This window comes from Actinopolymorpha cephalotaxi, assembly GCF_013408535.1.
In the GTDB taxonomy this organism is placed as follows: Bacteria; Actinomycetota; Actinomycetes; order Propionibacteriales; family Actinopolymorphaceae; genus Actinopolymorpha; species Actinopolymorpha cephalotaxi.
In genome coordinates this window covers 503,567-528,913 of sequence record NZ_JACBZA010000001.1, presented here as the reverse complement: position 1 = coordinate 528,913, position 25,347 = coordinate 503,567, and the positions used below count along the sequence as shown (strand labels likewise).

At 72.7% G+C, this 25,347-nt stretch carries 27 protein-coding genes, 1 tRNA gene and 1 pseudogene; 14 read left to right on the top strand and 15 right to left on the bottom strand.

What is annotated here, in order from left to right:
- The first annotated feature begins 14 nt into the window (after nt 1-14).
- Together FHR37_RS02370 and FHR37_RS02365 are read left to right on the top strand one after the other, a co-directional pair.
- Nucleotides 15-680, top strand: a complete 666-nt coding sequence (locus tag FHR37_RS02370; protein WP_175542377.1) for a TetR/AcrR family transcriptional regulator — start codon at nt 15-17, stop codon at nt 678-680.
- Between the two features lie 21 nt (nt 681-701).
- Nucleotides 702-1,064, top strand: a complete 363-nt coding sequence (locus FHR37_RS02365; RefSeq protein WP_092881890.1) for an SSI family serine proteinase inhibitor — start codon at nt 702-704, stop codon at nt 1,062-1,064.
- Nucleotides 1,065-1,082: 18 nt separating this feature from the next.
- Here the strand turns inward: FHR37_RS02365 and FHR37_RS02360 are convergent, their stop codons facing one another.
- On the bottom strand, nt 1,083-2,453 hold the full coding sequence (locus FHR37_RS02360; protein ID WP_092881668.1) for a cystathionine beta-synthase: 1,371 nt from the start codon (nt 2,451-2,453) through the stop codon (nt 1,083-1,085).
- A gap of 164 nt (nt 2,454-2,617) precedes the next feature.
- Here FHR37_RS02360 and FHR37_RS02355 point away from each other — a divergent pair, with 164 nt between their 5' ends.
- The 5 genes from FHR37_RS02355 (at nt 2,618) to FHR37_RS02335 (ending at nt 6,406) form a co-directional block, all read left to right on the top strand.
- Complete coding sequence (locus FHR37_RS02355; protein WP_092881666.1) at nt 2,618-3,607, top strand: SGNH/GDSL hydrolase family protein; 990 nt, start codon at nt 2,618-2,620, stop codon at nt 3,605-3,607.
- Between the two features lie 78 nt (nt 3,608-3,685).
- A complete protein-coding gene (locus FHR37_RS02350) occupies nt 3,686-4,924 on the top strand; it encodes an acetyl-CoA C-acetyltransferase (protein WP_092881664.1) in 1,239 nt (412 codons plus the stop codon).
- Between the two features lie 90 nt (nt 4,925-5,014).
- Entirely contained in the window at nt 5,015-5,491 is a 477-nt protein-coding gene (locus FHR37_RS02345) for a PPOX class F420-dependent oxidoreductase (RefSeq protein WP_092881662.1), read from the top strand.
- A gap of 216 nt (nt 5,492-5,707) precedes the next feature.
- Complete coding sequence (locus FHR37_RS02340; RefSeq protein WP_092881660.1) at nt 5,708-5,938, top strand: DUF4287 domain-containing protein; 231 nt, start codon at nt 5,708-5,710, stop codon at nt 5,936-5,938.
- Nucleotides 5,939-5,995: 57 nt separating this feature from the next.
- On the top strand, nt 5,996-6,406 hold the full coding sequence (locus tag FHR37_RS02335; RefSeq protein ID WP_092881658.1) for a PPOX class F420-dependent oxidoreductase: 411 nt from the start codon (nt 5,996-5,998) through the stop codon (nt 6,404-6,406).
- 85 nt (nt 6,407-6,491) lie between these two features.
- On the opposite strand, the gene FHR37_RS02330 is transcribed toward FHR37_RS02335, so the two are convergent.
- The gene (locus FHR37_RS02330) at nt 6,492-7,292 is read right to left on the bottom strand and encodes a Bax inhibitor-1/YccA family protein (RefSeq protein ID WP_092881888.1); all 801 of its coding nucleotides are present in this window, start codon (nt 7,290-7,292) and stop codon (nt 6,492-6,494) included.
- Nucleotides 7,293-7,564: 272 nt separating this feature from the next.
- Between FHR37_RS02330 and FHR37_RS02325 the strand changes: the two genes are divergently transcribed.
- Together FHR37_RS02325 and FHR37_RS02320 are read left to right on the top strand one after the other, a co-directional pair.
- Nucleotides 7,565-8,059: a nitroreductase/quinone reductase family protein gene (locus FHR37_RS02325; protein WP_092881656.1), complete on the top strand. Its 495-nt coding sequence runs from the start codon at nt 7,565-7,567 to the stop codon at nt 8,057-8,059.
- A gap of 120 nt (nt 8,060-8,179) precedes the next feature.
- Nucleotides 8,180-9,151: a zinc-binding dehydrogenase gene (locus FHR37_RS02320; protein ID WP_092881654.1), complete on the top strand. Its 972-nt coding sequence runs from the start codon at nt 8,180-8,182 to the stop codon at nt 9,149-9,151.
- Between the two features lie 22 nt (nt 9,152-9,173).
- Here FHR37_RS02320 and FHR37_RS02315 read toward each other — a convergent pair.
- The 3 genes from FHR37_RS02315 to FHR37_RS02305 form a co-directional block, all read right to left on the bottom strand.
- A tRNA-Leu gene (locus tag FHR37_RS02315) sits at nt 9,174-9,250 on the bottom strand.
- A 54-nt stretch (nt 9,251-9,304) separates the two neighbouring features.
- Entirely contained in the window at nt 9,305-10,600 is a 1,296-nt protein-coding gene (locus FHR37_RS31200; protein WP_202817924.1) for an SAM-dependent methyltransferase, read from the bottom strand.
- A 93-nt stretch (nt 10,601-10,693) separates the two neighbouring features.
- Nucleotides 10,694-12,094, bottom strand: a complete 1,401-nt coding sequence (locus tag FHR37_RS02305; protein ID WP_092881652.1) for an NAD(P)/FAD-dependent oxidoreductase — start codon at nt 12,092-12,094, stop codon at nt 10,694-10,696.
- Between the two features lie 127 nt (nt 12,095-12,221).
- Here FHR37_RS02305 and FHR37_RS02300 point away from each other — a divergent pair, with 127 nt between their 5' ends.
- Nucleotides 12,222-12,896 (top strand): hypothetical protein, encoded by a 675-nt coding sequence (locus FHR37_RS02300; RefSeq protein WP_092881650.1) that lies wholly within the window; start codon nt 12,222-12,224, stop codon nt 12,894-12,896.
- A gap of 23 nt (nt 12,897-12,919) precedes the next feature.
- Here the strand turns inward: FHR37_RS02300 and FHR37_RS02295 are convergent, their stop codons facing one another.
- The 7 genes and pseudogenes from FHR37_RS02295 to FHR37_RS02270 form a co-directional block, all read right to left on the bottom strand.
- On the bottom strand, nt 12,920-13,792 hold the full coding sequence (locus tag FHR37_RS02295; protein ID WP_092881884.1) for a uracil-DNA glycosylase: 873 nt from the start codon (nt 13,790-13,792) through the stop codon (nt 12,920-12,922).
- The gene (locus tag FHR37_RS02290) at nt 13,792-14,754 is read right to left on the bottom strand and encodes a Ppx/GppA phosphatase family protein (protein WP_330831777.1); all 963 of its coding nucleotides are present in this window, start codon (nt 14,752-14,754) and stop codon (nt 13,792-13,794) included. Before FHR37_RS02290 ends, FHR37_RS02295 begins: the two co-directional genes overlap by 1 nt.
- A 21-nt stretch (nt 14,755-14,775) precedes the next feature.
- Nucleotides 14,776-15,312, bottom strand: a pseudogene (locus FHR37_RS30800) (DUF501 domain-containing protein); the annotation flags it as partial.
- Nucleotides 15,309-16,076, bottom strand: a complete 768-nt coding sequence (locus FHR37_RS32870; RefSeq protein ID WP_092881645.1) for an FtsB family cell division protein — start codon at nt 16,074-16,076, stop codon at nt 15,309-15,311. The gene FHR37_RS32870 and the pseudogene FHR37_RS30800, both read right to left, overlap by 4 nt.
- A 5-nt stretch (nt 16,077-16,081) precedes the next feature.
- The gene (gene eno, locus FHR37_RS02280) at nt 16,082-17,371 is read right to left on the bottom strand and encodes a phosphopyruvate hydratase (RefSeq protein WP_092881643.1); all 1,290 of its coding nucleotides are present in this window, start codon (nt 17,369-17,371) and stop codon (nt 16,082-16,084) included.
- Nucleotides 17,372-17,471: 100 nt separating this feature from the next.
- The gene (locus tag FHR37_RS02275; RefSeq protein ID WP_237768603.1) at nt 17,472-18,578 is read right to left on the bottom strand and encodes a MazG family protein; all 1,107 of its coding nucleotides are present in this window, start codon (nt 18,576-18,578) and stop codon (nt 17,472-17,474) included.
- A 19-nt stretch (nt 18,579-18,597) separates the two neighbouring features.
- Nucleotides 18,598-19,212: a SurA N-terminal domain-containing protein gene (locus tag FHR37_RS02270; RefSeq protein WP_175542376.1), complete on the bottom strand. Its 615-nt coding sequence runs from the start codon at nt 19,210-19,212 to the stop codon at nt 18,598-18,600.
- Between the two features lie 108 nt (nt 19,213-19,320).
- Here FHR37_RS02270 and FHR37_RS02265 point away from each other — a divergent pair, with 108 nt between their 5' ends.
- Nucleotides 19,321-20,664 carry a histidine kinase gene (locus FHR37_RS02265; protein ID WP_092881639.1) on the top strand — a complete coding sequence of 448 codons (1,344 nt, stop codon included), beginning with the start codon at nt 19,321-19,323 and terminating at the stop codon, nt 20,662-20,664.
- Nucleotides 20,665-20,676: 12 nt separating this feature from the next.
- Nucleotides 20,677-21,339, top strand: a complete 663-nt coding sequence (locus FHR37_RS02260) for a response regulator (RefSeq protein WP_092881637.1) — start codon at nt 20,677-20,679, stop codon at nt 21,337-21,339.
- A gap of 16 nt (nt 21,340-21,355) precedes the next feature.
- On the opposite strand, the gene FHR37_RS02255 is transcribed toward FHR37_RS02260, so the two are convergent.
- A complete protein-coding gene (locus FHR37_RS02255; RefSeq protein WP_237768602.1) occupies nt 21,356-21,727 on the bottom strand; it encodes an ArsR/SmtB family transcription factor in 372 nt (123 codons plus the stop codon).
- A gap of 340 nt (nt 21,728-22,067) precedes the next feature.
- Between FHR37_RS02255 and FHR37_RS02250 the strand changes: the two genes are divergently transcribed.
- Nucleotides 22,068-22,655, top strand: coding sequence for a TMEM165/GDT1 family protein (locus tag FHR37_RS02250; protein WP_092881633.1), 588 nt, complete (start codon nt 22,068-22,070; stop codon nt 22,653-22,655).
- Between the two features lie 117 nt (nt 22,656-22,772).
- Here FHR37_RS02250 and FHR37_RS02245 read toward each other — a convergent pair whose 3' ends face one another.
- Nucleotides 22,773-23,603, bottom strand: a complete 831-nt coding sequence (locus tag FHR37_RS02245) for an aldo/keto reductase (protein WP_092881631.1) — start codon at nt 23,601-23,603, stop codon at nt 22,773-22,775.
- A 199-nt stretch (nt 23,604-23,802) separates the two neighbouring features.
- On the opposite strand from FHR37_RS02245, the gene FHR37_RS02240 reads away from it, so the two are divergent.
- Nucleotides 23,803-24,315 (top strand): GNAT family N-acetyltransferase, encoded by a 513-nt coding sequence (locus FHR37_RS02240; RefSeq protein WP_092881629.1) that lies wholly within the window; start codon nt 23,803-23,805, stop codon nt 24,313-24,315.
- 44 nt (nt 24,316-24,359) lie between these two features.
- Here FHR37_RS02240 and FHR37_RS02235 read toward each other — a convergent pair whose 3' ends face one another.
- Nucleotides 24,360-25,310 carry a CAP domain-containing protein gene (locus FHR37_RS02235; protein ID WP_092881627.1) on the bottom strand — a complete coding sequence of 317 codons (951 nt, stop codon included), beginning with the start codon at nt 25,308-25,310 and terminating at the stop codon, nt 24,360-24,362.
- Nucleotides 25,311-25,347: the final 37 nt, after the last annotated feature.

Genomic DNA, 25,347 nt, shown 5'->3' with positions numbered 1-25,347 from the left:
GTAGGGTTCCGGACGTGACGCCCGACGCACCGCGACCCGCTCGACGACGGCCCGGCGGCCAACCCGACCGCCAACCCGCCCGTCCCGCCGTCCGTACGGCACGGGCCGACGCCCTGCTGGATGCCGCGATCACGGTGGTCGCCGACTCCGGCCTGCGCGGGCTCACCCACCGTGCGGTCGACGCCCGGGCGGAGGTGCCGGCGGGTTCGGCCAGCTACTACTTCCGCACCCGGGTGGCGTTGCTGCAGGCGATCCTGCAGCGGCTGATCGACCTGGACGCCGCCGACTCCGCGACGTACCTCCCCTTCGACGACGAGGCGTCGGTGCGGGCCACCGACCTGGCCGCGATGGCGGCGGGCTGGGCCCGGCTGTTCACCCACTGGCTCGGTCCGGGACGGCAACGCCTGCGGGCGCGCTACGCCCTCTACCTGGAGGGCCGCCACCACGCCGAGCTGCACGAACTGCTGGACACCGCGAGCGCGCGGTTCGTCGGCGGAGCGCGCGAACTCCTGGCCGCGGCGGGCGGCCCCGATCCCGACCGCGACGGGCCGCTGCTGGTCGCGCTGCTCGACGGCCTGCTCTACGACCAGATCATCCGCGGCAGGCCGGGCGTGGACGAGGCCGAACTCCGCCGCCGGATCGAGGTGATCCTCGGCGCGGTCCTCCCCCACCTGCGTTGACACCGCAGTTCAATGGGACGCATGCCGACACCCGACAGCTCGTCCGACAACTCGTCCGAGAAGCCGACCGAGAACCCGACCCGGCTCACCGTCACCGTGTGGGACAGCCCCGGCGCCGAGCCGCGGACGTTCGAGCTCACCGAGGCCCCGCCGGCCGGCACCCATCCCCGCCCCGAGGCCGCGGTCGCCGCGATCGAGGCGGCGCGCCGGCCGTTCGAGCCCGTTCCCCGCGACGCGATGTGCACCCAGATCTACGGCGGGCCGCAGCGGGCGGTCATCGAGGGCACCTGGCGGGGACAACGCGTCCAGGCGTCGTACGACAAGAAGAACGGATGCGAGATCGCCCGGTGGAAGGCACTCGCCGCGGTCCTCGACCCGGAGTGAGCCAAGGGGCCGCGCCGGCTACTCCCCGGCCGCGAGGTGCTCGAGCAGGTCCTGCCGGGTGAGGACGCCCGCCGGCTTGCCGTCGTCGAGCACGAGGATCGCGTCCGCGGTCTCCAGCAGCCGCACCGCGGCGGAGACCGGCTCGCCGGCACCGAGCTGGGGCAGTGGCGGCGACAGGTGCTGCTCCACCCGGTCGGCCAGCTTGGCGTGCCCGGAGAACAACGCCTCCAGCAGGTCGCGTTCGTGCACCGCGCCGGCGACCTCGGCCGCCATCACCGGCGGCTCGGCCCGCACGACCGGCATCTGCGAGACGGCGTACTCCCGCAGGATGTCGATCGCCTCGGCGATCGTCTCGTTGGGGTGGGTGTGTACCAGCGAGGGCATCGTCCCGGTCTTGCGCCGCAGGACGTCCCCCACGGAGTCGTTGCTCTGCCCGCGCAGGAAGCCGTAGTGGGTGAGCCACGCGTCGTCGAACACCTTCGACATGTAGCCGCGGCCGCCGTCGGGCAGCAGCACAACGACCACGGCGTCCTCGCCGGCCTCCCGGGCGACCTGGGCCGCGGCGACCACCGCCATCCCGGACGAGCCGCCGACCAGCAGCCCCTCCTCGCGGGCGAGCCGGCGGGTCATCGTGAACGAGTCGTGGTCGGACACCGCGATGATCCGGTCGCAGATGGTCCGGTCGTACGTGGTCGGCCAGAAGTCCTCGCCCACACCCTCGACGAGGTAGGGCCGGCCGCTCCCGCCGGAGTAGACCGAGCCCTCCGGGTCGGCGCCGATGATCTGCACCCGGCCGCCGGAGACCTCCTTGAGGTAACGCCCGACACCGCTGATCGTGCCGCCGGTGCCGATGCCGGCGACGAAGTGCGTGATCCGGCCGTCGGTCTGCTCCCACAACTCCGGCCCGGTGCCCTCGTAGTGCGACTCGGGGTTGTTGACGTTGGAGTACTGGTCCGGCTTCCAGGCCCCCTCGCGCTCCTTCACCAGCCGGTCCGACACCGAGTAGTAGGAGTCGGGGTGCTCAGGGGGTACGGCGGTCGGGCACACCACGACCTCCGCGCCGTACGCCCGCAGGACGTTGCGCTTGTCCTCGCTCACCTTGTCCGGGCAGACGAACACGCAGTGGTAGCCGCGCGACTGGGCGACGATGGCCAGCCCGACGCCGGTGTTGCCGCTGGTCGGCTCCACGATCGTGCCGCCGGGGCGCAGGGCACCCTCGCGTTCGGCCGCCTCGACCATGCGCAGCGCGATCCGGTCCTTGACGCTGCCGCCAGGATTGAAGTACTCCACCTTGGCCAGCAGGAGGCCACGGACACCCTCGGCGGACCGGGTCAACCGGACCAACGGGGTGTTGCCGACAAGGGACTGCAGGGACTCGTGATACCGCACGGGTGCACTCTAGGTGGTGGGGGCCGGGTGCGGCATCCCGACGTCACCGCCACGCGGTGCGAACGGGAGAGTTCCGGCCCCGCACGGGGTAGAAGCATCAACCGGAGCCCTCCGACGGTCCCTCGACCGGCCCTCGGACGGGCAAGACCTCGAGGGAGGTCCAGGTGGGCAAGGCTCGCGCCGCACGAAAGTGGGCGGCCGCCGCCGCGCTGGGCGGTGGCGGCGCCGGACTGCTCGGCGGCACCGTGATCGCGATCCTGTTCGCCGAGGCGATGCTCGCCAAGCGCACCATCGGCGAGCCCGTCGGCCAGGCGCCGGACGCCGACGGCATCTACGGCGACGGGGCCGGCGACCCGATCTCGTTCGTCGTCCTCGGCGACTCCACCGCCTGCGGGCTCGGCACCGAGGCCGCCGAGGAGACCCCCGGCGCGCTGCTCGCGGCCGGCCTGGCGTCCCTTTCCGACCGGCCCGTCCAGCTCAGTGTCGCCGCCTTCTCCGGCGCGGAGACCCAGCACCTGGAGGACCAGGTGGACCAGGCGCTGGCCGTCGAACCCGACGTCGCCCTGGTGATCATCGGCGCCAACGACGTCACCCACCGGACCCTTCCGTCGGACTCCGTACGCCTGCTCGTGCAGGGCGTACGCCGCCTGCGCGAGGCCGGCTGCCAGGTCGTCGTCGGCACCTGCCCCGACCTCGGCACCGTCGAGCCGCTGGCGTTCCCGCTGCGCCAGCTCGCCCGGATGTGGAGCCGGCGGCTGGCGGCGGCGCAGACCATCGCCGTGGTGGAGAACGGCGCGCGTACGGTCTCGCTGGGCTCGCTGCTCGGGCCGGAGTTCGCCGCGGCGCCGCGGGAGCTGTTCGGCCCGGACCGCTTCCACCCCTCGGCCGCCGGCTACGCCAGCGCGGCGGTGGCGCTGCTGCCCTCGATCGCCGCCGCGATCGGCTACTGGCCCGAGGACGAGGACGCCGACACACCCCTGGGCGAGGGGCAGATCCTGCCGATCTCCTACGCCGCCGTACGGGCCGCGCGGTCGTCCGGCACCGAGGTGGCCGCGACCGACGTGGCCGGACACGAACGCGGGCCGCGGGGCCGGTGGGCGCTGCTGCGCCGGCATCCGCACCGCCAGGTGGAGCTGCGCGAGCGGACCGGTTGAGCAGGACCGGGCGGGCGTACTAGCCTCGACATTACCGGCCGGTAACCATGGCGGCCGGACGACCACAGGGAGGGCCCCATGTCCGAGGTCAGCGCCAACGACGCCGTCATCGTCGCCACCGCGCGTACCCCCATCGGGCGGGCCGGCAAGGGCTCGCTGAAGGACGTCCGGCCCGACGACCTTGCCGCCTTCGCGGTGGACGCGGCCCTGGCCAAGGTCCCCCAGCTGGACCGCGCGGAGATCGACGACCTGCACCTCGGTTGCGCGGAGCCCCGCGACGAGCACGGCGGCAACATGGCCCGCCGGGTGGCCGTCCAGCTCGGCCTGGACACCCTGCCGGCGGTGACCGTCAACCGGTTCTGCGCCTCCAGCGTCCAGACGGCGCGGATGGCCTTCCACGCCATCCGCGCGGGCGAGGGCGACGTGTTCGTCTCCGCCGGGGTGGAGTGTGTGTCGCGGTACGCCGGCTTCGGCAGCGCGGGTGTCGACCCGGTGCAGACGCACAACCCGCTGTTCGCCGAGGCGGAGGCACGCACCCGCAAGTACGCCGAGAGCAACGACGTCTGGCACGACCCGCGCGCCGACGACCAGCTGCCCGACATCTACATCGCGATGGGCCAGACCGCGGAGAACGTCGCCACCGCGCGCGGGGTGAGCCGGGCGGTCCAGGACGAGTTCGGCGTGCGCTCGCAGAACCTCGCCGAGGAGGCGATCCGCAGCGGGTTCTTCGCCCGCGAGATCACGCCGTACCCGCTGCCCGACGGCACCCTCGTCGAGACCGACGACGGGCCGCGCGCCGGCACCACCCTGGAGAAGGTCGGCACACTCGAGCCCGTCTTCCGGCCGGGCGGCACCATCACCGCGGGCAACTGCTGCCCGCTCAACGACGGCGCCGCCGCGGTGGTGATCATGAGTGCGGAGAAGGCCCGCCGGCTCGGCGTCACCCCGCTCGCCCGGATCGTCGCCACCGCCGCGTCCGCGCTGTCCCCGGAGATCATGGGCCTCGGCCCGGTGGAGGCGAGCCGGCGCGCGCTGGCCCGAGCGGGTCTGGGGATCGGCGACATCGACCTGGTGGAGATCAACGAGGCGTTCGCGGCCCAGGTCGTTCCCTCGGCCGAGGACCTCGGCATCCCCTGGGACAAGCTGAACGTCCACGGCGGGGCGATCGCGCTCGGCCACCCGTTCGGCATGACCGGCGCCCGCATCATGACCACGCTGCTCAACGGCCTGCGCAGCCGGGACGCGCAGTTCGGCCTGGAGACCATGTGCGTCGGCGGCGGACAGGGCATGGCGATCGTCCTCGAACGCCTGTCCTGACCGAACTCGACGGTCCGTACGCCGGCCCGAACGCCTGCCGGGCCCGACGGTTCCGGCGGAACGGCTCGGCTGGCCGTAGGCTGACCGGCCATGAGCCCTTCCATCGCCACCACCGAGCACCTCGAGCGCCCCGACCTGCTCTCCTTCCTCCGTACGCGCCACCAGGGCGTGCTGGTCACCACCCGGCGCGACGGCCGGCCGCAGATCTCCCCGGTCACACTGGGCCTCAACTCCGACGACCGGATCGTCGTGTCCACCTACCCCGAGCGGGCCAAGGCGATCAACGCCCGGCGTGACCCGCGGGTCAGCGTGTGCGTGATGTCGGAAGGTTTCTCCGACCCCTACATCCAGGTGGACGGAACCGCCCGGGTGATCGACCTGCCCGAGGCGGTGGAGCCGCTCGTGGAGTACTTCCGGTGCATCAGCGGCGAGCACCCCGACTGGGACGAATACCGCGAGGCGATGCGCCGGCAGGGCAAGTGCGTGATCGAGATCGACATCGACAGGTGGGGTCCGGTCGCCCGCGGCGGCTTCCCCCCGCGGCTGGCCCAGTCCGACGAAACCTGACGCATCCACCCGTACGCCGAACCGTCCGGAACCACGCCCCGAGTGTGCCGAGACGCCAACGAGGGTTACGGAAACGGGGCGATCATGAGGGATCTCTCCGGGTGGTCCGGCGGATGCCCGAGGTAGGTGCGCGCGGGGGGTTGTGTACGGCCCGCACGTCAGGCAGGCTCGGGGGCATGGTCCACCACTGACTGTCCCCGATCTCGGGAGGGCGACATGGCTCTGCACCACTCCGAAGAGACCCATCAGAACCTCTGCGCCAGGCTGGCGCAGGCGACCGGACGAGATCTCACCGAGTGGATCAGAGTGCTGGAGGCCGGACCCACGTTCCTCCGTTTCGAGGATCGGGTCAGTTGGTTGCGCAGCGAGTACGGCATCGCCCACGGGCACGCCACCGCGATCGTGCACGAGCAGGACCTCCGCCGCGCCCAGCGCAACTTCCTGTGAGCCCCGCGGACGCGGTGAGCGTCGCGGCCCGGCCCCGGCACTGAGCCGGCGGCACCGATGGACGTGACGCGCGCGCGGGCGTTCCTGCGCGAACACCACCATGCCGTTCTGGGCACGCTTCGCCAGGACGGGCGGCCCCAGCTCTCCCCGGTCACCGTCGGGGTGGACGCCGAGGGGTACGCCGTGATCAGCACCCGCGAGCCGGCGTACAAGGTGCGAAACCTGCGGCGTGATCCGCGGGCCAGCCTCTGCGTCTTCACCGACGCCTTCTACGGCTCGTGGGTCCAGGTCGAGGGCGAGGCGCACATCGTGTCGCTGCCGGACGCGATGGAGCCGCTGGTCGACTACTACCGCGACGTCTCCGGTGAGCATCCGGACTGGGCCGACTACCGCGCCGCGATGGAACGCGAGCGCCGCTGCCTGGTCCGCGTCCGGATGGACCGGGTGGGGCCGGCGGTGTCCGGCTGAGAGAGCGTACGAAAGGGCCGCCCGGGAGTTTCCCGGGCGGCCCTTTTCGTTGTCGGCGGGTGCATCCGGTGCACCCGCCGGCCGGTCAGTCGCCGCCACGCAGGATGGCGAGGATCCGGAGCAGCTCGATGTAGAGCCACACCAGCGTGACGGTGAGCCCGAACGCCGCGAACCACGCGTCCTTGCTCGGCGCGCCGGCGGCGATGCCCTTCTCGACGTAGTCGAAGTCGAGCAGCAGGTTGAAGCAGGCCAGCGCCACGCCGATGATCGCGAACACCAGGCCCAGCCCGCCCAGGCCGCTGACGCCGAGGTTGAGGCCGAACATCCGCAGGACGAGGTTGACAGCCACGATCAGGAAGAACCCGAGGGTGGCGGCGACGACGAACCGCTGGAACTTCGGGGTCACCCGGATGATCCGGAACTTGTAGACCGCGAGCATGCCGGCCGAGGCGCACATCGTGCCGAGGACCGCCTGGACCACGATGTTGGTGTCGCCGGCATAGGCGGACAGCACCTTGCTGGCCAGGCCGACGAACACGCCCTCGACCGCGGCGTAGCCGAGGATCAGCGCCGGGTTGGTGATGTGCTTCATGCCGATGACGAAGCCGAGGCCCATCCCGACCAGCGCGGCGCCGATCAGCCAGCCGAAGTGCGCCGGCTGCACGGGTCCGGTGAGGAACCACGTCGCGCCGGCCACCACGACCAGGGTGCCGAGCGTCATCGCGGTGCGGGCCACCACGTCGTCGATGGTCATCCGGTCGCGGCGCGGGCCGGAGTAGGACGGTGCGTCGTACATCTCCCGCAGTTGGTCGGCGCTCGGGCCCGCGCCGGCGCCGGCCGACTGGAACGCGTCGCTGCGCCGGAACACCGGGTTCTTGCTCTGCATCCTGGAGTCCTCCTCCGCCGGAGGCGGTGACGGTCGGACGGCCCGCGAAGCGCGGGCCGACTGGTCGCGGAACGGATCCACAACGACGCCGGGCCGGTCAAGCCGGCTCGACGGTGACGCCAATAGTAATGACTCGGCAAAGTCCTTGTCCTCCCCCAGCGGCAATTCCGCCGAGAATGCCCGCCCTGTCCTGGTTTCCCGACGGCCCGAACAGCCAGGATGGGCGTCGAACTCCGGCTGGGTGCCAGTCCGGTGACCACGGGAGGACGGCGATGTCGGAGAGCTCACGGCCTGAGGACGTAGGCCCGGTCGGCGGCGGGCACTACAAGGCACCGGGGTGGTTCACCCGCCGGGTCTTCAACCCCCTGGTGGCCGCCGCCACGAGGGCCGGGCTGAGCGTGTGGGGCAGTCGGATCCTGGAGGTGCGGGGGCGCAGCAGCGGGCAGCCCCGGCGGGTGCCGGTCAACCTGCTCACCCACGAGGGACGTCAGTACCTCGTCGCGCCGCGCGGCCAGGCCCAGTGGGTACGCAACGTCCGGGCCGCGGACGGCCGGCTCGACCTGCTCCTCGGCCGGCGGCGTGAGCACTGGCTGGCGACCGAGGTCGCCGACGCCGACAAACCGGCGGTGCTGCGCGCCTATCTTCACCGCTGGAAAGCCGAGGTCGGAGCGTTCTTCGACGGGGTGAACGCCGACTCCCCAGCGGAGGAACTCGCCCGGATCGCTCCGCGTCACCCGGTGTTCGTCCTGGCCCGGCGCGACGGCTGATCCTTCGGCCACTCCCGACCGCATAACACCGCCTTTGCGCCGTCGCTTGACCTGAACCTTGGTGAAGGTCGCAGGCTGTGCCCGTACGGATGACGAGGGCACGAGCCTGGAGGTCTGCGGATGCGAGCCGTGTGGGTCGAGGAGTTCGGGGGGCCGGAGGTTCTGGTTCCCGGTGAGGCGCCGGACGCCGAGGCCGGTCCGGGCCAGGCACTGGTCGAGGTGGCGTACGCCAACATCACGTTCGTGGAGACCCAGCTCCGGTCCGGCACCGGCCCCTTCGCCCCGAAGCTGCCTGCCATCCCCGGCAACGGCGTGGGCGGGACCGTCCGCGCGGTCGGGCCCGGCGTCGATCCGGCTCTGGCCGGCCGGCGGGTGGTGACCAGCACCGGGGGTTCGGGCGCGTACGCCGAACTCGTCGCGGTGCCCGCGGACGGGCTGGTGGAGGTCCCTGCCCCGCTCCGGCTCGACGACGCGGTGGCGCTGCTGGCGGACGGCCGGACCGCCACCTGGCTGATGCGCGCGAGCGGGGCCGGGTCCGGCGACCGGGTGCTGGTGACCGCCGCCGCCGGCGGCGTCGGAACCCTGCTGGTGCAGCTCGCCACGGCGGCCGGAGCGCAGGTCGTCGCGGCCGCCGGCGGTGACCGCAAGGTCGCGTTGGCGACGGCGCTGGGCGCGAAGGTCGCCGTCGACTACCGCCGTCCGGACTGGACCGAGCGGGTACGCGAGTCCGTCGGCGGCGTCGACCTCGTACTCGACGGCGTGGGCGGTGCGCTGGGCAGGTCGGCGTTCGACCTGCTGGGCGAGGGCGGGCGGATGCTCAGCTTCGGGCTGGCAAGCGGCACCTGGACCGACGTTCCGGAAGAGGAGGCGCGGCGACGCGGCGTACGCACGCTCCGCCCGGCTCTGGACCCGGCGGACGTCCGCGACCTCACCGAGCGCGCGCTGCGGGCGGCCGCCGACGGGCGGCTGCACCCGGTGATCGGCCAGCGGTTCGAGCTGGCCCGGGCGGCCGAGGCACACGCGGCGATCGAGGCGCGCGCCACCGTCGGCAAGACCCTGTTGGAGGTACGCCCGGAGCAGACCCGGGAGTGACGCTCCGGTCGGGAAACCAGGGTGCCCCCGGTGGGATTCGAACCCACAAACTGACGCCCATTTTAAGTGGGCCGCCTCGACCAGTTGGGCTACGGGGGCGCTGCGCGGTCGACCGCCGGATCACCGACAACCGACCTGTGACCACCCGCAAGCCTAGTGTTGCCAGGCGCTCCGGGTGGCGGGCAGTGGTGCCCGGCCGTCGGTGTGCGGGCGTACGACCAGCAGCTGGTACGCCGAGATCCGGGCGGCCTCGAAGGCCAGCGCGGACACCGCGAGGTAGAGCAGCCAGATCCGGGCCCGCCCCGGTGAGGCCTGCCGCACGCACTCGTCCCAGGCCCCCTCCAGGTTGGCCACCCAGGCGCGCAGGGTGCGGGCGTAGTGCTCGCGCATCGCCTCCACGTCGCGGACCTCCAGGCCCGCGCCCTCGACGAGGTTCGTGACGGTCCCGATCGGGAGGAGTTCGGCGCCGGGATGGACGTACGCGTCCAGGAAGGAGCGTTCCTGCGCCAGCGGCTCACCACGCCGGCCGACCTGGTTGACCAGCAGCCGGCCGCCCGGGCGCAGCAGGCCGTGCAGCGTCCGGGCGTACTCCCCCAGCCGGTCCTCGCCCACGTAGTCGGCCAGCCCGTACGCCACGACCGCGTCGAACGGGTCGGCCTCGACCTCGCGCCAGTCCGCGACCCGGAACTCCACCCGCCCGGCGAGCCCGGCGTCGACGGCCCGCTTGGTCGCCTGCTCGGCCTGTTCGGCGGAGGCGGTGATACCGAGCCCGGTCACCGCGTGGTGCTCGGCGGCGTGCAGGAGGAACGTCCCCCAGCCGCAGTCGACGTCGAGCAGCCGGGCGCCGCGTTGTCCAGCGTCCCGGTCGGTGAGGCCGAGCTTGCGGCAGGCGAGCTGCAGGCCGGCGCGTTGCGCGTCGTCCAGGGACATGCCCGGCTCGGCCCAGTAGCCGGCGCCCAGCATCAGCGTCTGGCCGAACACCTTCGCCAGGAACCGCGTACCGACCGGGTTGTCCGGCGACCCGCTCGGCGCGGTGTCGCGGTCCAGGGCATGCCGGCGTTCGGCCCCGGTGATCTCCTCCTCCGGCGGCTTCGGCGCGGGGCCGACGGCGCCGAGATAGACCGCCGCCCGCATCAGCTCGCTGCGGTCGGCGGCGGTCAGCTCGGGGCGGGCGCCGATCGAGCGGCCGAACGGCGCGAGGCGTTCCAGGGCGGTGAGGATCGGGCCGTCGACCTCGATCTCGCCGGCGACGAACGCCCGGGCCAGGCCGAGTTCGTCCGGCCGCCACAACAGCCGGCGGACCGCGCGCCGGGAGTGCACGCGCACGGCCGGTGCCTCGGTCGGCCCGGCGACCGAGCCGTCCCAGGCGTACAGGCGGACGGGCGCTTCCAGACCGAACAACCGCAGCAGGATGTCGTGCAGCCGCTCGGCGACCACGGGACCGGCCACGGCGCCCCCTTTCGTTCGGTCGTCTCCGAGACGTTCTACCCGTCCCGGGGACGATCGAGCCACTGCCGGGTCAGACCCGAGTCACGGCAGGCGCTACTTCCCGTCCTGCTCGGGTCTCCCACCAGCATGAGCGGATTCGAGCTCGGGCGACCTGCTCGCGGGTGGGGAGAACTGGCGCGGCAGGGCGCTGCGTTCGAACTCCTCCCGCGGGCGCTGCAGGCTGCCCAGCGAGACGATCTCGCGGGGGAAGAACAGCCCGAGCGTCCAGTCGGCCACGATGCGGACCTTGCGGTTCAGGGTGGGCATCCGGCTGACGTGGTACGTGCGGTGCATGAACCACGCCGGCCAGCCGCGCAGCTTGATGCCGTAGACCTGCGCCACGCCCTTGTGCAGGCCGAGGCTGGCGACCGAACCCACGTGCTTGTGCTCGTAGTTCTGCAGCAGCCTGCCCTTGAGGGCGCGGGCGACGTTGTCGCCGAGCACCTTCGCCTGGCGTACGGCGTGCTGGGCGGAGGGGCTGCACACCGCGTTCGGCGGTCCGGTCAGGTCGGGCACGGCGGCGCAGTCACCGGCCGCCCAGACGTGCTCGGCGCCGACGACCCGCAGGTCGGGCTCGGTGGGCAGCCGGCCCTTGTCGTCGCGCGGCAGGTCGGACTCGGCGAGGACCGGGTTGGCCTTGACGCCCGCGGTCCACACGATGGTGTCGGAGTCCAGCCGGGTGCCGTCGGAGAGCTCCACGTGCCCGTCGACGCAGGACTCCAACATGGTGTTCAGCTTCACGTCGATGTGCCGTTTGCGCAGCCGCTCGACGGTGTAGCGGCCCATGTCCTCCCCGACCTCGGGCAGGATCCGGCCGGCCGCCTCGACCAGCACCCAGCGCATGTCCTCGGCGCGGAAGTTGCGGTAGTAGCGGCAGGCGTAGCGCGCCATGTCCTCGAGCTCGGCGAGGGCCTCCACTCCGGCGTAGCCGCCGCCGACGAAGACGAACGACAGTGCCCGCCGCCGGGTCTCCTCGTTCGTGGTGGACTCGGCGACGTCGAGCCGGTCGAGCACGTGGTTGCGAAGCTGGATGGCCTCCTCGACCTGCTTGAACCCGATCGCGCGCTCGGCGAGGCCGGGGATGGGCAGCGTGCGGGCGACCGAGCCGAGGGCGACGACGAGCTCGTCGTAGTGCACGTCGTACGCGGCGCCGTCCCGCGGGTCGATCCGGGCGGTGTGCTCGGCGTGGTCGATGCCCACGACGCGGCCGGTGATCACCTGGACGTCCGGGAGGACCCGTCGCAGGGGCACGACGACGTGGCGGGGCTCGAGGTTGCCGGCCGCGGCCTCGGGGAGGAAGGGCTGGTAGGTCATGTAGGAGCGGGGCTCGACGACGGTGATCGTGACCTCGCCGCGACGGATTTCCTTGCGAAGGGATTTCTGGAGCCGAAATGCGGCGTACATGCCGACGTAGCCGCCTCCGGCGATGAGGACGTGGCGTGTGTTCACGTCCATTCACCTCCTCGGTCGCTGTTCAGGCTAGTCGCTCGTGAAATCTTTCACAAGGACCGGACGGCACTGTCGGGAACGTCACACGATTCGCATGACACGCCCTAAGCTCGAATGAACGAGGGAGGGAGCCGTGGGCGCGATCTTCGCTGTCATCCTCATCGCCCTCGTCGTCGCAGCAGTAGCGCTGACCGTGCCGCTCGTCGCGCTCGTCCAGCGCCGCGAACAGCGTCGACTCGAGGGGCTTGCCGCCTGGGCGTCGTCGATCGGATGGACGACGTACGCCGGCAGCGTCGAGGTGCCCTGGACCGCCCGCCTGCCCGGAGCGAACCCACGCGGGGTCCGGTGTCTGTTCACCGGCATCTACCGCGAACTACCCGTGAGCATGGCGGAGTACACGTACCAGACCACGCACACGACCTACGTCAACGGGCAAACCCAGGTCACCACCGACAACCACGACTTCGTCGCGTGCGTCGTGCACCTCCCGTACACCTACCCCGGCATCGAGGTCGCCAGCCGCGGCTCCGGCTCGCGCATGTGGCGCTGGCTCAACGGCCCGGACCAGACCGAGGAGGTGGGCATCGACGAGTTCGACCGGGACTACCGGGTCCACAGCACCCACCCCGAACTCGTACGTCAGGTGATCGGCCCGGCGCTGGTGCGCACCCACCTGGCCGGCATGGCGCCCAACTGGAGCCTGCACGGCACCGACCTGCTGGTGTACTGGCAGGGCCGGATGGAACCCACCCGCGTACTGCCTGCCGTGGACTCGGTCATCCGGGTCGCCAATCTCCTCGGCCGCTGAGGCAGTGGCGGCGCGCGGCTCGGTCAGTGCGCGGGCAGACCGGCGTGGTCGGCCGCGCGGGTGAGGACGGCGTCGAGCATCGGCTCGGTGAGCTTGCCGGTGAAGGTGTTCTGCTGGCTCGGGTGGTAGGAGCCGACGAGGAGCACCTCGGGGCGCTCGGCCGGAGCCTCGTCGGGCGCGGCCAGCGGCACCTCCGCTCCGTGGCCGAACCGCGGCCGCGGGCGGGGAATCCGGTAGCCCAGCGCGGCGAGGGTGCCGACGGCGGCGGTCCAGCCGTACGACCCGAGGGCGACCACCGACCGGACGGTCGGTGCGCACAGTTCCCACTCCCTGCGCAGCCAGGGAAAGCACGCGTCGCGTTCGGCCGGCAGCGGCTTGTTCGCGGGCGGCGCGCAGCGGACCGCGGCGACCACGCGGACGCCGAGCAGCCGTTGCCCGTCCCCTGCGGAAACGCTCGTCGGCTGCACCGCGAGGCCCACCCGGGCGAGCGCGGCGAACAACCAGTCGCCGGACCGGTCGCCGGTGAAGATCCGGCCGGTACGGTTGCCGCCGTGCGCGGCCGGAGCCAGCCCGACGACCAGGATCGCGGGCGCAGGATCGCCCCACCCGGCCACCGGGCGGCCCCAGTACGGCTCGCCGGCGAACGACCGGCGCGGCGAGGCGGCGACCTCCTCGCGCCACTCGACCAGGCGGGGGCAGGCCCGGCACACCGACTGCCGGGCGGTCAGCTCGCCGAGGTCCGGCGCGGTGGCCGCGAGCCGCTCGACCTCGGCCGCGTCGTGCGCGACGGGAGTGTCCGGCTCGGCCGGGTCGTCGGGCCAGCCGGTGCCCGGAGGAACCGGACTGGCGAACGCCACACCGGTCACCGGATGCGGACGCTGTTCGGGCGCTGTCATCAGCCGGCCGGACGGGACGCCTGCTCGGCGGCGCTCCACGCGATGCCGTCCAGGATGTCGTGCTCGCTGACCAGCAGGTGCGTACGGGCGAGGTGCGGCGACACCCGGGCGAGGATCCGGTCCAGGATCAGCGCGCCGGCGCCGATCACGTCCACCCGGCCCGGATGCATGTACGGCAGCGCCTTCCGCTGCGCATGGGTCATCGTCAGCAGCCGGTCGGCGGCCGCGTGCACGTCGGCCGCGGGGACGCGGGCGTGGTGGATCCGGTCGCGGTCGTACGACGGCAGGTCCAGCGCCATCGCCGCCACCGTGGTCACCGTGCCGGCCAGGCCGACGAGGGTACGGGCGCGCTCCAGCGGAACCTCCCCGGCCACCTCGTCCAGCTGACGCTCGACCTCCGCCCGGGCCTGCTCGATCTGCGCGGGCGTCGGCGGGTCGTCGGTGAGGTACCGCTCGGTCAGGCGTACGCAGCCCAGGTCGACCGAGACCGCGGCCTCCGGGCGGGCGCCGCCGAGGACGAACTCGGTGGAGCCGCCGCCGATGTCCACGACGAGGTACGGCGTCGGGATCCGGCGTCCGGCGAGCTCCCGAGTCGAGCCGGCGAAGGACAGGTCCGCCTCCTCCGCGCCGGTGATCACCTCGGGTTCGACGCCGAGGACCTCCCGGACCCCCGCCACGAACTCGGCCCGGTTGCCGGCGTCGCGGGAGGCTGAGGTGGCCACGAACCGCACCTGCTCCGCACCCAGCTCGCGGATCCGCTCGGCGTACCGCTCGCAGGCGGCGAACGTCCGGTCCAGCGCCTGCTCGGACAACCGGCCGGTACGGTCGACGCCCTCGCCCAGCCGGACGATCTCCAGCCGGCGGTCCAGCTCGTGCAGGGCCCGCGTCCCGGTGGCCGGCTCGGAGGTGATGTCGGCGACCAGCAGCCGGATGGAGTTGGTGCCGCAGTCGACGGCGGCCACGCGGACCGGCGGATCGACCTCCACGCAGCGCCCCTCCGCCGCCCAGTCGGGCAGCAGCGCCAGCGCCTCGTCCCCGAGCGGGTTGACCCCCGGCCCGGCCGCGAGCGCGTGGCCGACGAGGGAGTGCAGGCACTTCACCCGGTCGGGCATGCCACCGGCGGAGATCCCGGCGATCTCGGGTACGTGACCGAGCCGCTCGCGCGCGCTGAGGTAGTGCTCGTGTGCGCGCCGGTAGCGGGCGGCCAGGTCGGGGTCGGCGGACAGGCGTTCGGTCCATTCCCGCATCAGCCCACTCGCCTCCAGCCGCCCGATCTCGGCGGCCAGCCGCGGGCAGGTGAGGTAGAACGTGGTCGGGAACGGCGTACCGTCGGGCAGCCGCGGCTCGGTCTCCACGACGTCGGGCAGCCCGCACCGGCATCGGTGCGCGACGCGGTGCACACCGCGGGCCGGCCGGCCCAACTGGGCGCTGACCGCGGCCACGTCAGCCGGGTCCACCGGGGTGACCGGATCCGCAGGGTCCACGGGGTCAACGGGGTCCACGGGGTCGGGCGCGGTCATCGGTTCGGTCGCGGCGTCTGGGTGGGACTGGGGTCGATGGTCTTCGGCGGCTGGTGCTTCGGCGTGCTGGGCGTCTTACCGACCGGGGGCGACGTCGGCTGCACACCGGCCCTCTCGACACTCCCCCACAGGCTGGACCACCAGGCCTGCTGGGGTCCCGTGGGTACGGCCGCGGCACCGGCGACGGCCGGCGCCTTCGAGACCGAGCCGTCCTCGTCCACGACGACGTATCCCGTCTCGCCCGGCTTCACCCAGCGCAGGCGTTCGCGGGCCTGCGCCTGGACGTACGCCGGATCGTGCCAGCGCCGCAGCTCCTTCTCCAGCGAGGCCACGCGCTTGGTGCGCTGGGTCTCCTCGGTGCGCAGCGCGGCGATCTGGCTGCGTTGTTCGACCCAGGCCCGCAGGCTGGACGCGTAGGAGATGACCAGCGCCGCGATCACCAGCGCCAGGATCGCCGCCCGGCCGGTGACGTTGGCGTTGCGCCGCGAGGCGAGTTTGGCAGCGTCGGGCCGGCCGGGGTCGCGGCGTGCGCTGGGCACGGTTCCGGAGGTCGCGCGGGCCACCCCGGGCCGCACCGCCGCCTCCGGACGGGCCTCGCCCCGGCCGGCCGTGCGGGTGGGACCGGCCCCGGCGGAGCGGCGGGTGGTCCGGGAAGCACCCGCACCACCCCGCGCTCCGCGCCCGGACGCGCCGGGCTTGGCCCGGCCCGGACCCTGCCCGCGGCCCGCCGGCCGGGCGTTGCGGCCACCTCGCGCGTCGCTCACCGGACCTACTCGGAGGTGAACCGCGGGAACGCCGTACGTCCGGCGTACCGGGCCGCGTCGTCCAGCTCCTCCTCGATCCGCAGCAGCTGGTTGTACTTCGCCACCCGCTCACTGCGCGCGGGGGCACCGGTCTTGATCTGCCCCGCGTTGGTCGCCACCGCGAGGTCGGCGATCGTGGTGTCCTCGGTCTCACCGGACCGGTGGCTGATCATCGTGCGGAAGCCCGCCCGGTGGGACATGTCCACCGCGTCGAGGGTCTCGGTGAGGGTGCCGATCTGGTTGAGCTTGATGAGCACCGCGTTGGCCGACTGCTCGGCGATGCCGCGGCTGATCCGCTCGGGGTTGGTGACGAACAGGTCGTCGCCGACCAGCTGCACCTTCCCGCCGAGGGTCTCGGTGAGCCCCGCCCAGCCGGACCAGTCGTCCTCGGCCAGCGGGTCCTCCAGGGACACCAGGGGGTACGACGCACGCAGCTCGGCGTAGTAGGCCGCCAGCTCCTCCGACGTCTTGTCGCCACCCTCGAAGCGGTAGCGGTCGGTGTCGGCGTCGTAGAACTCGGTGGCCGCGGCGTCGATGGCCACGGCGATGTCGGTCCCGAACCGGAAGCCGGCCGCGCCGACCGCGGTGGAGATCAGGTCCAGCGCCGCCCGGTTGGACGGCAGGTTGGGCGCGAAGCCGCCCTCGTCGCCGAGCCCGGTGGACAGGCCCTGGCTCTTCAGAACCGCCTTCAGCGCGTGGTAGGTCTCCGCACCCCAGCGCAGCGCCTCGGCGAAGGTGGCCGCCCCGATCGGGGCGATCATGAACTCCTGGAAGTCGACGTCGTTGTCGGCGTGCGCGCCGCCGTTGACGATGTTGAGCATCGGCACCGGGAGCAGGTGCGCGTTGGGCCCGCCGACGTAGCGGAACAACGGCAGGTCGGCCGAGGACGCGGCGGCGCGGGCGACGGCCAGCGACACACCGAGCAGCGCGTTGGCGCCGAGCTTGGCCTTGTTGGGCGTGCCGTCCAGGTCCATCAGACGGGCGTCGATCAGCCTCTGCTCGCTGGCCTCGTAACCGACCAGCTCGGGGGCGATCACGTCGACCACGCCGCGCACCGCGCTGGTGACGCCCTTGCCGACGAAGCGCTTGTCGTCACCGTCGCGCAGCTCCACCGCCTCGAACGCGCCGGTCGACGCGCCGGAGGGTACGTCAGCGCGGGCGATGGTGCCGTCGTCGAGACCCACCTCGACCTCGACGGTGGGATTGCCGCGCGAATCCAGAATCTCGCGGGCGGTGAGGGCCTCGATCGTTGCCACGTGCTGCCTCCCAGACAACTCAGGTCATGGACTCCCCGAGCCTAGCGGCGTGACCTGTGCGCACCGCGAACCGACCCGCGCACCGCGGCGATCGCCGTGATCAGCCGCCGCGGTGCTGCTCGGCGGTGCGGTGCTGCTCGGCGGCGCGTACGGCGTCGACGTAGCGCCGGCAGGCGTCCCGCAACGCCTGCTCGGGGTCGAGGTCCGCGGATCGCGCGCGGTCGACCAGCGCCAGCAACGCCTCGCCGAGCCGGTCGGCGTCCAGGCGTTCCGGCCCGGTGGTGGTGTCCGTGGTGTCCGCGGAGATCTCGGCGAGTACGGCGGGATCGGGCCCGGCCACCCGGACACCCGACCGCCGCGTACGCCCGACCAGCTTGTCGGCGAGCGTCAGCGCGGGTAACGCCAGCGGCACACCCTCGACCACGGAGGTGCGCTGCTTCTCCTCGGCCTTCAGCTGGTCCCAGACGTTCTCCACCTCGGCTGCCGTCGACCCAGCCGGGCCAGTGGGGCCGACAGCGGTGGGGCCGAAGACGTGCGGGTTGCGCCGGATCAGCTTGCCCACCAGGTCGGCGGTGACGTCGTCGATGGAGAACGGCGTCTCCGCGTCCTCCTCGGCCAGCCGGGCGTGGAACACCACCTGGAAGAGCAGGTCGCCGAGCTCCTCACGAAGGTGCTGCCCGCCGCCGGTCTCGATCGCCTCGACGGTTTCGTACGACTCCTCGACGAGGTACCGCACCAGCGACCGGTGCGTCTGGTCGCGCACCCACGGGCAGCGGTCGCGCAGCTGGTCCATCACCGACACCAGGTCGAGCAGCCGGGCGCCGGGCAGGTCGTAGGAGGCGGGCACGACTTCCAGCGTCGGCAGGCCCTGCGTACCGGCCTCGGCGGCGGTGGCCAGCAGGTGGCCCAGCGCCCGGCCGAGCACGGGGTCGCCGTCGTCGGCGGCCAGCCACACCACGTCGGCGCCGGAACGCGCCCTCGTCACGAGGAGTTCGGCCAGCTCCGCGGGACCGAGCGGATCCTCGACCACGTGGACCCGGACCCCGGCGGCCTCGACCGCCGCGCGCTGCGGATGGGCGGCGTCGTCGGTGAGCACCTGGTCGGCCGAGCGCAGCAGCTCCCAGGCCGGCCAGGCGAGCAGCCCCGGCGCCACCCGCGGACTGGTCAGCAGCAGGGCGACCCGGCCGGCGGTCAGCTGCGGAGCCACGGTGGGATCCACGGTGGGATCAGGGCATCTGGGGTTGGGCGGGAGCCTCGGGCGCGGTCGGCTCCGGGGTGACGAGCTGGCCGCCCGGCTTCACCGCTCCACCGGACCAGGTGCCGTAGCGCGGGTTGACCTTGACCCCGACCTGCTCGGCGGTCTTGGACATCTCCCTGGCCACCAGCTGGTCGGCCTTGGCCTGCTCCTGCTGGCTGGACGGCTCCCCGCCGAGCAGCTTGGTGTTGAGGCCGCGGCGGAGGACGACCCAGCGGGCGAAGCCGTCCAGCATGTCCGGCGGGATCACCACACGCTGCGCCTTGATCTGCGACTTCACCTCGTCGATGTCGGCCTGACTGGCGCTCACACCCGCACGCGCGGCGGTGGGCACGATCAGGGCGTCGTCGACGAGCTGCTGGAGCAGGTCACTCTGCAGCTTCGTCGCCTCGGAGTCACCGAGATCGGACCGGCCGGCCTTGGCCAGGATGTCGCGCGACTGCTTCTGGAGGTAGGACACCGAGATCGTCTCGTCGCCGACCTGGGCCGCGGCTCCGGGGTTGGAGACCGCGCCGCAGCCGGACAGCGCCAGCCCGGCGACCAGGGCGACAGCGGCGACTCGACCAGCGTGCCTTCGACCGACCACGGGACCTCTTCTCGCACGTTCTCGCAACGGATACCAGCCACGTCCGCACCCGATCGTACGCAGACCGTTCCGGCGGCGGGCCGACGGGCCGGACCCTACTCTCGTCCCATGTCCGGCCCCATCTCCGAACGAACCGGCCCTTCCGGAACCCGCCCATCCGGATCCCACCCACTGCGAACCGGCGCGGCCAGGTTCCGGACGGGCCTCGCCGTGGGCGGGCTGTTCGTCCTCGCCGGCTGCGTGGCGGCGTTCCTCGTCAGCCCGTTCGTCAGCGTTCCGGCGGGCGTCGCCGCGGGCGGTCTGGTGTGGCTCCTGGTGGCCGGGCCGGCGTACCGGAACACCCTTGTCCCCGTCGCGACCGCCGCCGCGCTGGTCTCCCTCGCCGCCACGATCCTCATTCCGGAGTCGCTGCCGCCGAGCGTGCAGTGGTTCGGGCTGTTCGAGCTGGCCGGGCTGCTCTGGTTGATCATCCTGGTGGTCCGGCTCGCGCCGCTCTGGCAGGCGGTCGCCGTCGGCCTGCTCACCTCGGCCGCACAGGCGACGATGATCCTGCGCGCGGTGCACGGCTGGTCCCTGCTGGACCAGGTGGGGTCGGTCGGCTTCTGGGCGCTGGGCGCGGTGTGCGCGGCGCTCGGCGGGACCTACCTGCGGTCGCTGGACGGCACCCGCGAACGAGCCGTGCGCGAGGCCCGCCGCACGCAGCGGCTGGCGCTGGCCCGCGACCTGCACGACTTCGTGGCGCACGACATCAGCGGCATCGTGGTCCAGGCGCAGGCCGCGCGGGCGGTGGCGGCGCAGCGGCCGGAGGCGGTCCTCGAGGCGCTCGCGCGGATCGAGGAGGCCGGACTCGCGGCGCTGTCCTCGATGGACCGGACCGTGCACATGCTGCACGACCTGGAGGAGGACGTGGAATCACCGAGCCCGGCGTACGCCCAGGACACGGACCGGGCACCCGCGCCGGGCGTCGCCGACCTGCCCGAACTCCTCGACCGGTTCGCCGCCGGCGGGTCCGGGCCGGTGCGGCTGCAACTGCCGCCCGACCTCGCCGCCTCGGTGCCCCGCGAGATCGGCTCCACCGTCCACCGGGTGGTGGTGGAGGCGCTGACGAACGTACGCCGGCACGCACCGCTGAGCTCCGCCGTCACCGTCACGCTCGCCCGGGAGGACGGCGACGCCTCGGCGCTGACCGTGGACATCACCAACCAGCCGGTCGATCCGGACCACACGCCGGACCACCCGGACGCACCCGTCGACGGCGGCGACCGCCGGGGTGGCCTCGGCCTGGTCGGCCTCGCCGAACGCGTGCACGCTCTCGGCGGCACGCTGACCGCCGGTGCGTACGGCCGGGCGGGATGGCGTACGACCGCGGTCCTCCCACTGGCGACCGGGCGAACCGGCCGCGGCGACGACCGAGGCGAGCACCAGGGTGACTACCGGATGACTACCGGGTGACACGGTGACACGATGGCCGGCGTGGCCACCCGGATTCTCATCGCCGACGACCAGGAGAACATCCGCAGCGGCTTCCGGCTGATCCTGGACTCCCAGCCGGACATGCAGGTCGTCGCCGAGGCCGCGGACGGCGCCTCGGCACTGGAGCAGGCCCGGCACCTGCGCCCGGACGTCGTGATCGCCGACATCCGGATGCCGCGGCTGGACGGTCTGGAACTCACCCGGGCGCTGGCCGGGCCCGACGTCGCCGACCCGCTGCGGGTGGTGGTGGTGACGACGTTCGACCTGGACGAGTACGTCCACACCGCGCTGGAGTACGGCGCCTGCGGGTTCCTGCTCAAGCGGGCCGGGCCGACACTGCTGGTGGAGGCGGTACGCGCGGCGATGGCCGGGGACACGCTGATCAGTCCGTCGGTCACGGTCCGCCTGCTGCGCCATGTCACCCAGCGACGGCACACCCGCGCCACTCCTCCGGTCGAGCCGCTGACCGACCGGGAGGTGGAGGTGGCCCGTCTGGTCGCCGCCGGCAAGACGAACGCCGAGATCGGCGCCGACCTGTTCATCTCCGCGGGTACGACCAAGACCCACATCGCGAACATCCAGCGGAAGCTGGGCGTACGCAACCGGGTCGGTGTCGCCGCGTGGATATGGGCGACCGGCGAGACGATCCCCTGACCGCGGGTGAGCCGCCTCAGGGGCGGCGCGGGTGGCGTGGCGTGGGCGGGTCCGGCGCCAGCGAGCCGTCCGGGGCGATGTGCTGGAAGATCTGGTCCACCAGGGTGAGGACGTGCGGATCCTCCACGGCGTAGATCTGCCGCCGGCCCTCCCGCCGGGCGGTCACCAGGCCGGCCAGCCGGAGCTTGGCCAGGTGCTGACTGACCGCGGCGACGTTGGCGCCGGTGCTCTCCGCGAGCGTGCCGACGTCGTACTCGTGCCGGGCGAGCAGCCACACCAGGTGCAGCCGGGTGGGTGAGGACAGCAGGTCGAACGTCTCCGCCGCCGCTCGAAGCTGCGGCCCGGACGGCCCAGATAGCCCGGATGACCCGGATGACCCGGACGTCACAGACTGCCCGGTTGGCGAGGGCGGATCGGCTGGATTGACCATGACGCCGCCGATTCTTCCGTATCCGCCCGGTGAGCGGAACGGCCGGATGTGAGCCGGCCCACAACAGTTCGTCACTTGCGCAACTGGTTGACAATCGTGCCGGTCCGCGCCAGGCTGTACGACGCGAAGGGGAGTAGCCCCCAATGCCGTCGTCGACACACTGGCAGCCACCCCGCAGGGGCGGTGCCCGGCCCGGCAGCCTCCACCCAGGCGGGCGAGACCTTCGACCAGGCAGTAGTACGCCCGGGTCGAGGTCGCGCATTCCTCGATCCGGCCTGATCGAGGAGCGACACTTCCCATGGACGCCCTGACCGCCAGCTTCTTCCTCAGCTTCGGCGTCATCTTCGTGGCCGAGCTCGGCGACAAGTCCCAGCTGATGGCCCTGACCTTCGCCACCCGCTACCGCCCGCTCCCCGTACTCGTCGGGATCACCGTCGCGACCGCCGTGGTGCACGCGGTGTCGGTGGGCGTCGGCTACTTCCTCGGCGCGAACCTGCCCACCGGCTGGATCTCCCTGGTGGCCGCGCTGGCGTTCTTCGGCTTCGCCGGGTGGACACTGCGCGGCGACAGCCTCACCGAGGACGAGGAGCAGAAGGCCCGCCGGGCCAAGCAGTCCGCGATCGTCGCGGTCTCCGTCGCGTTCTTCCTCGCCGAGCTCGGCGACAAGACGATGCTGGCCACCATCACCCTGGCCACCCAGCACGGCTGGCTGGGCACCTGGCTCGGGTCGACCGTCGGGATGGTGGTCGCCGACGCCATCGCCATCGTGATCGGCCAGCAGCTCGGCCGGCGACTGCCCGAACGCACGATCCGGTACGGCGCCTCGGCGCTGTTCGCGGTCTTCGGTGTCTGGCTGCTCATCGAGGCGATCAGCCAGCTGCGCTGAGCTTTCCCTCGACGTAGGAACGACAAAGGCGGCGGCCCGTCCCTCGTGAGGACGGGCCGCCGCCTTTCGTTCGTACGTCAGTACGTGAGTACGTCGGTACTCCGGTGGATCGAGACCTCAGGAACCCAGCGTGTCCGGGTCGCCGCCGGTCCGCTCGTTGCGGTTCAGAGACGTGATCGTGCCCAGGTCGGTCGCCGACAGCTCGAAGTCGAACAGGTCGAAGTTCTCCGCGATCCGCGAAGGAGTGACCGACTTCGGGATGACCACGTTGCCGAGCTGAATGTGCCAGCGCAGCACGATCTGCGCGGGCGTCTTGCCGTACTTCTCGGCCAGCGTGTTGATCTCGGCGTCCTTCAGCAGCTCGCCGCCCTGCGCCAGCGGGCTCCACGCCTCGGTGGCGATGCCGTGCTCGCTGTCGAAGGCCCGTAGCTCCTCCTGGATGAGGTACGGGTGCAGCTCGATCTGGTTCAGGGCCGGGACGACGGTGGTGTCGGCGAACAGCCGCCGCAGGTGGTGCGGGTTGAAGTTGGAGACGCCGATGGAGCGGGCCCGCCCGTCGGCGTACAGCTTCTCGAACGCCTTCCAGGTGTCGACGTACTTGTCCTGGCTCGGCACCGGCCAGTGGATGAGGTACAGGTCCACGTAGTCGAGCTTGAGCCGGCGCAGGCTCTCCTCGAACGCGGCGAGGGTGGTGTCGTAGCCCTGCTCGCCGTTCCACAGCTTGGTGGTGACGAAGAGCTCCTCGCGCGCGACACCGGACTCGGCGAGCCCCTTGCCGGTGCCCTCCTCGTTGCCGTAGATCGCAGCCGTGTCGATGCTGCGGTAGCCGACCTCGATCGCGGTACGGACGGCGGCGGTGGCGTCCTCGTCGGGCACCTGCCAGACGCCGAAACCGAGCTGCGGCATCTGCACACCGTTGTTCAAAGTGACGTTGGGTACTGCGGACATGCGCGTGAACCTCCATCGAGTGCACTGGTGTGCCGGTCGCGTCGGCCTCACGTGGGGTCACGACCGACCGGGCATCCCAAACATCAGACCACAGGTGCGGCTCAGCGGCGAGTTGGGGCCGACCGGGGTCGGCCGCGGTCTGCCGATCGGAGGCGGGCAGTCGGAGTCGGGCCTACCCGCGCCGGTTAGATTTGCCCGCGTGGACCTGCGTACGGTCGGCTTCGACCACCCCGACGCCCAGACGCTGACCGAGCAGGTGCAGCAGGAGTACGTCGTCCGCTACGGCGGGATCGACCGCTCACCGATCGACCCGCGCGAGTTCGACCCGCCGGGAGGGCTGTTCCTGGTCGGCTACCTCGACGGCAAGCCGGTCGGCTGCGCGGGCTGGCGTACCCCGCCGTACACCCTGCTGCGGCCCGGCGACGCCGAGGTCAAGCGGATGTACGTCGCACCCGAGGCCCGCGGCCGGGGCCTGGCCCGCCGGATGCTGGCCGCCCTGGAACGCGACGCCGCCGTGGCCGGGAAGATTCGGATGGTGCTGGAGACCGGGCTCGGCCAGCCGGAGGCGATCACGCTCTATCTGTCCGCGGGATATACACCGATCCCGTCGTACGGCCTGCACCGCGAGGCTCCCGGCAACCGGTGCTACGCCCGGTCGCTGACGGTCACCACCGGTCCGGCGCCGGAGCAGGTGGGCGAGCCCCAGCCGTAGGTCGGCCGTAGCGCAGTTGCAGGTCGGGGCAGGTCAGCGACAGGTCAGTTGTAGCCGAAGTCCTGCGTCCACCACGGGCCTCCGGATCCGATGTGGGCGCCGACCCCGATCGCCTTGATCTTGCAGTTCAGCATGTTCGCGCGGTGGCCCGGGCTGTTCAGCCAGGCCTGGGTGACGTCCTGCGGCGTCTGCTGGCCGCGGGCGATGTTCTCCGCCGCGGGGGCGTCGTAGCCGGCGGCCCGGATGCGGTCCCAGGGGGTCCTGCCGTCCGGTGTGTCGTGCCCGAAGTAGTCACGGGCGGCCATGTCGTAGGAGTGCGCGTGCGCGGCCGACCGCAGCCGGTCGTCCACTCGCAGCGGTCCACAGCCGGCGCGTGCCCGGGCCTCGTTGGTCAGCCGGGCCACCTGGTCCTCGTAGGAGGTCTCACGGCCGGTGCTCGTGGTCCCCGAGCCGGTGTCCGGCTTCGCGGTGTGCGCGGGCGGCGCCGGCTCACGCGTGCGCAGGGAGGTACGCCGGGGGCGCGGCGAGTCGGCCTTGGACGCCTCGGGCTTGTCCGCCGTCTTCGGCGCAGGGTCGGCGGCCTTCTGCTTGCGCGCGGGGGCGGCCGGCTTGTCCGCCGGGGCGGTGTTCTTCGGAGTCGCGGTGCGCGCCGGCGTGGCCGCGGGCCGCGCCCTCACCGACCTGGCCGGGGTGGGGGTCGGCTTCGCGGCCGGGGCCTCGGCGGCGCGTTCGGGCGTACCCGCACCCTGCGGCGGATCGGCGACCACCCGTGCCCGGCCGGCCTGGGGAGTCGGATCGGCGGACTGGAAGTAGCCGCCCAGCGCGACCGCACCGCCGCCGAGGGCGAGAACCCCGGCCGCCACCAGCGCCGGCGCCATCAGGCGGCGCGAGAGCGGACTCCGACCCCGGTGGCGGGGCTGGTCCGCCTCCTCGTCCCAGTGGGCGTGGTCGCGTCCGTCGTCGTGGTGGAGTACGTCTCGCTCGTCGCGCGCCACGGCTTCTCCCAGGTCCTCGAGTTGCTGGCGGTCGGTG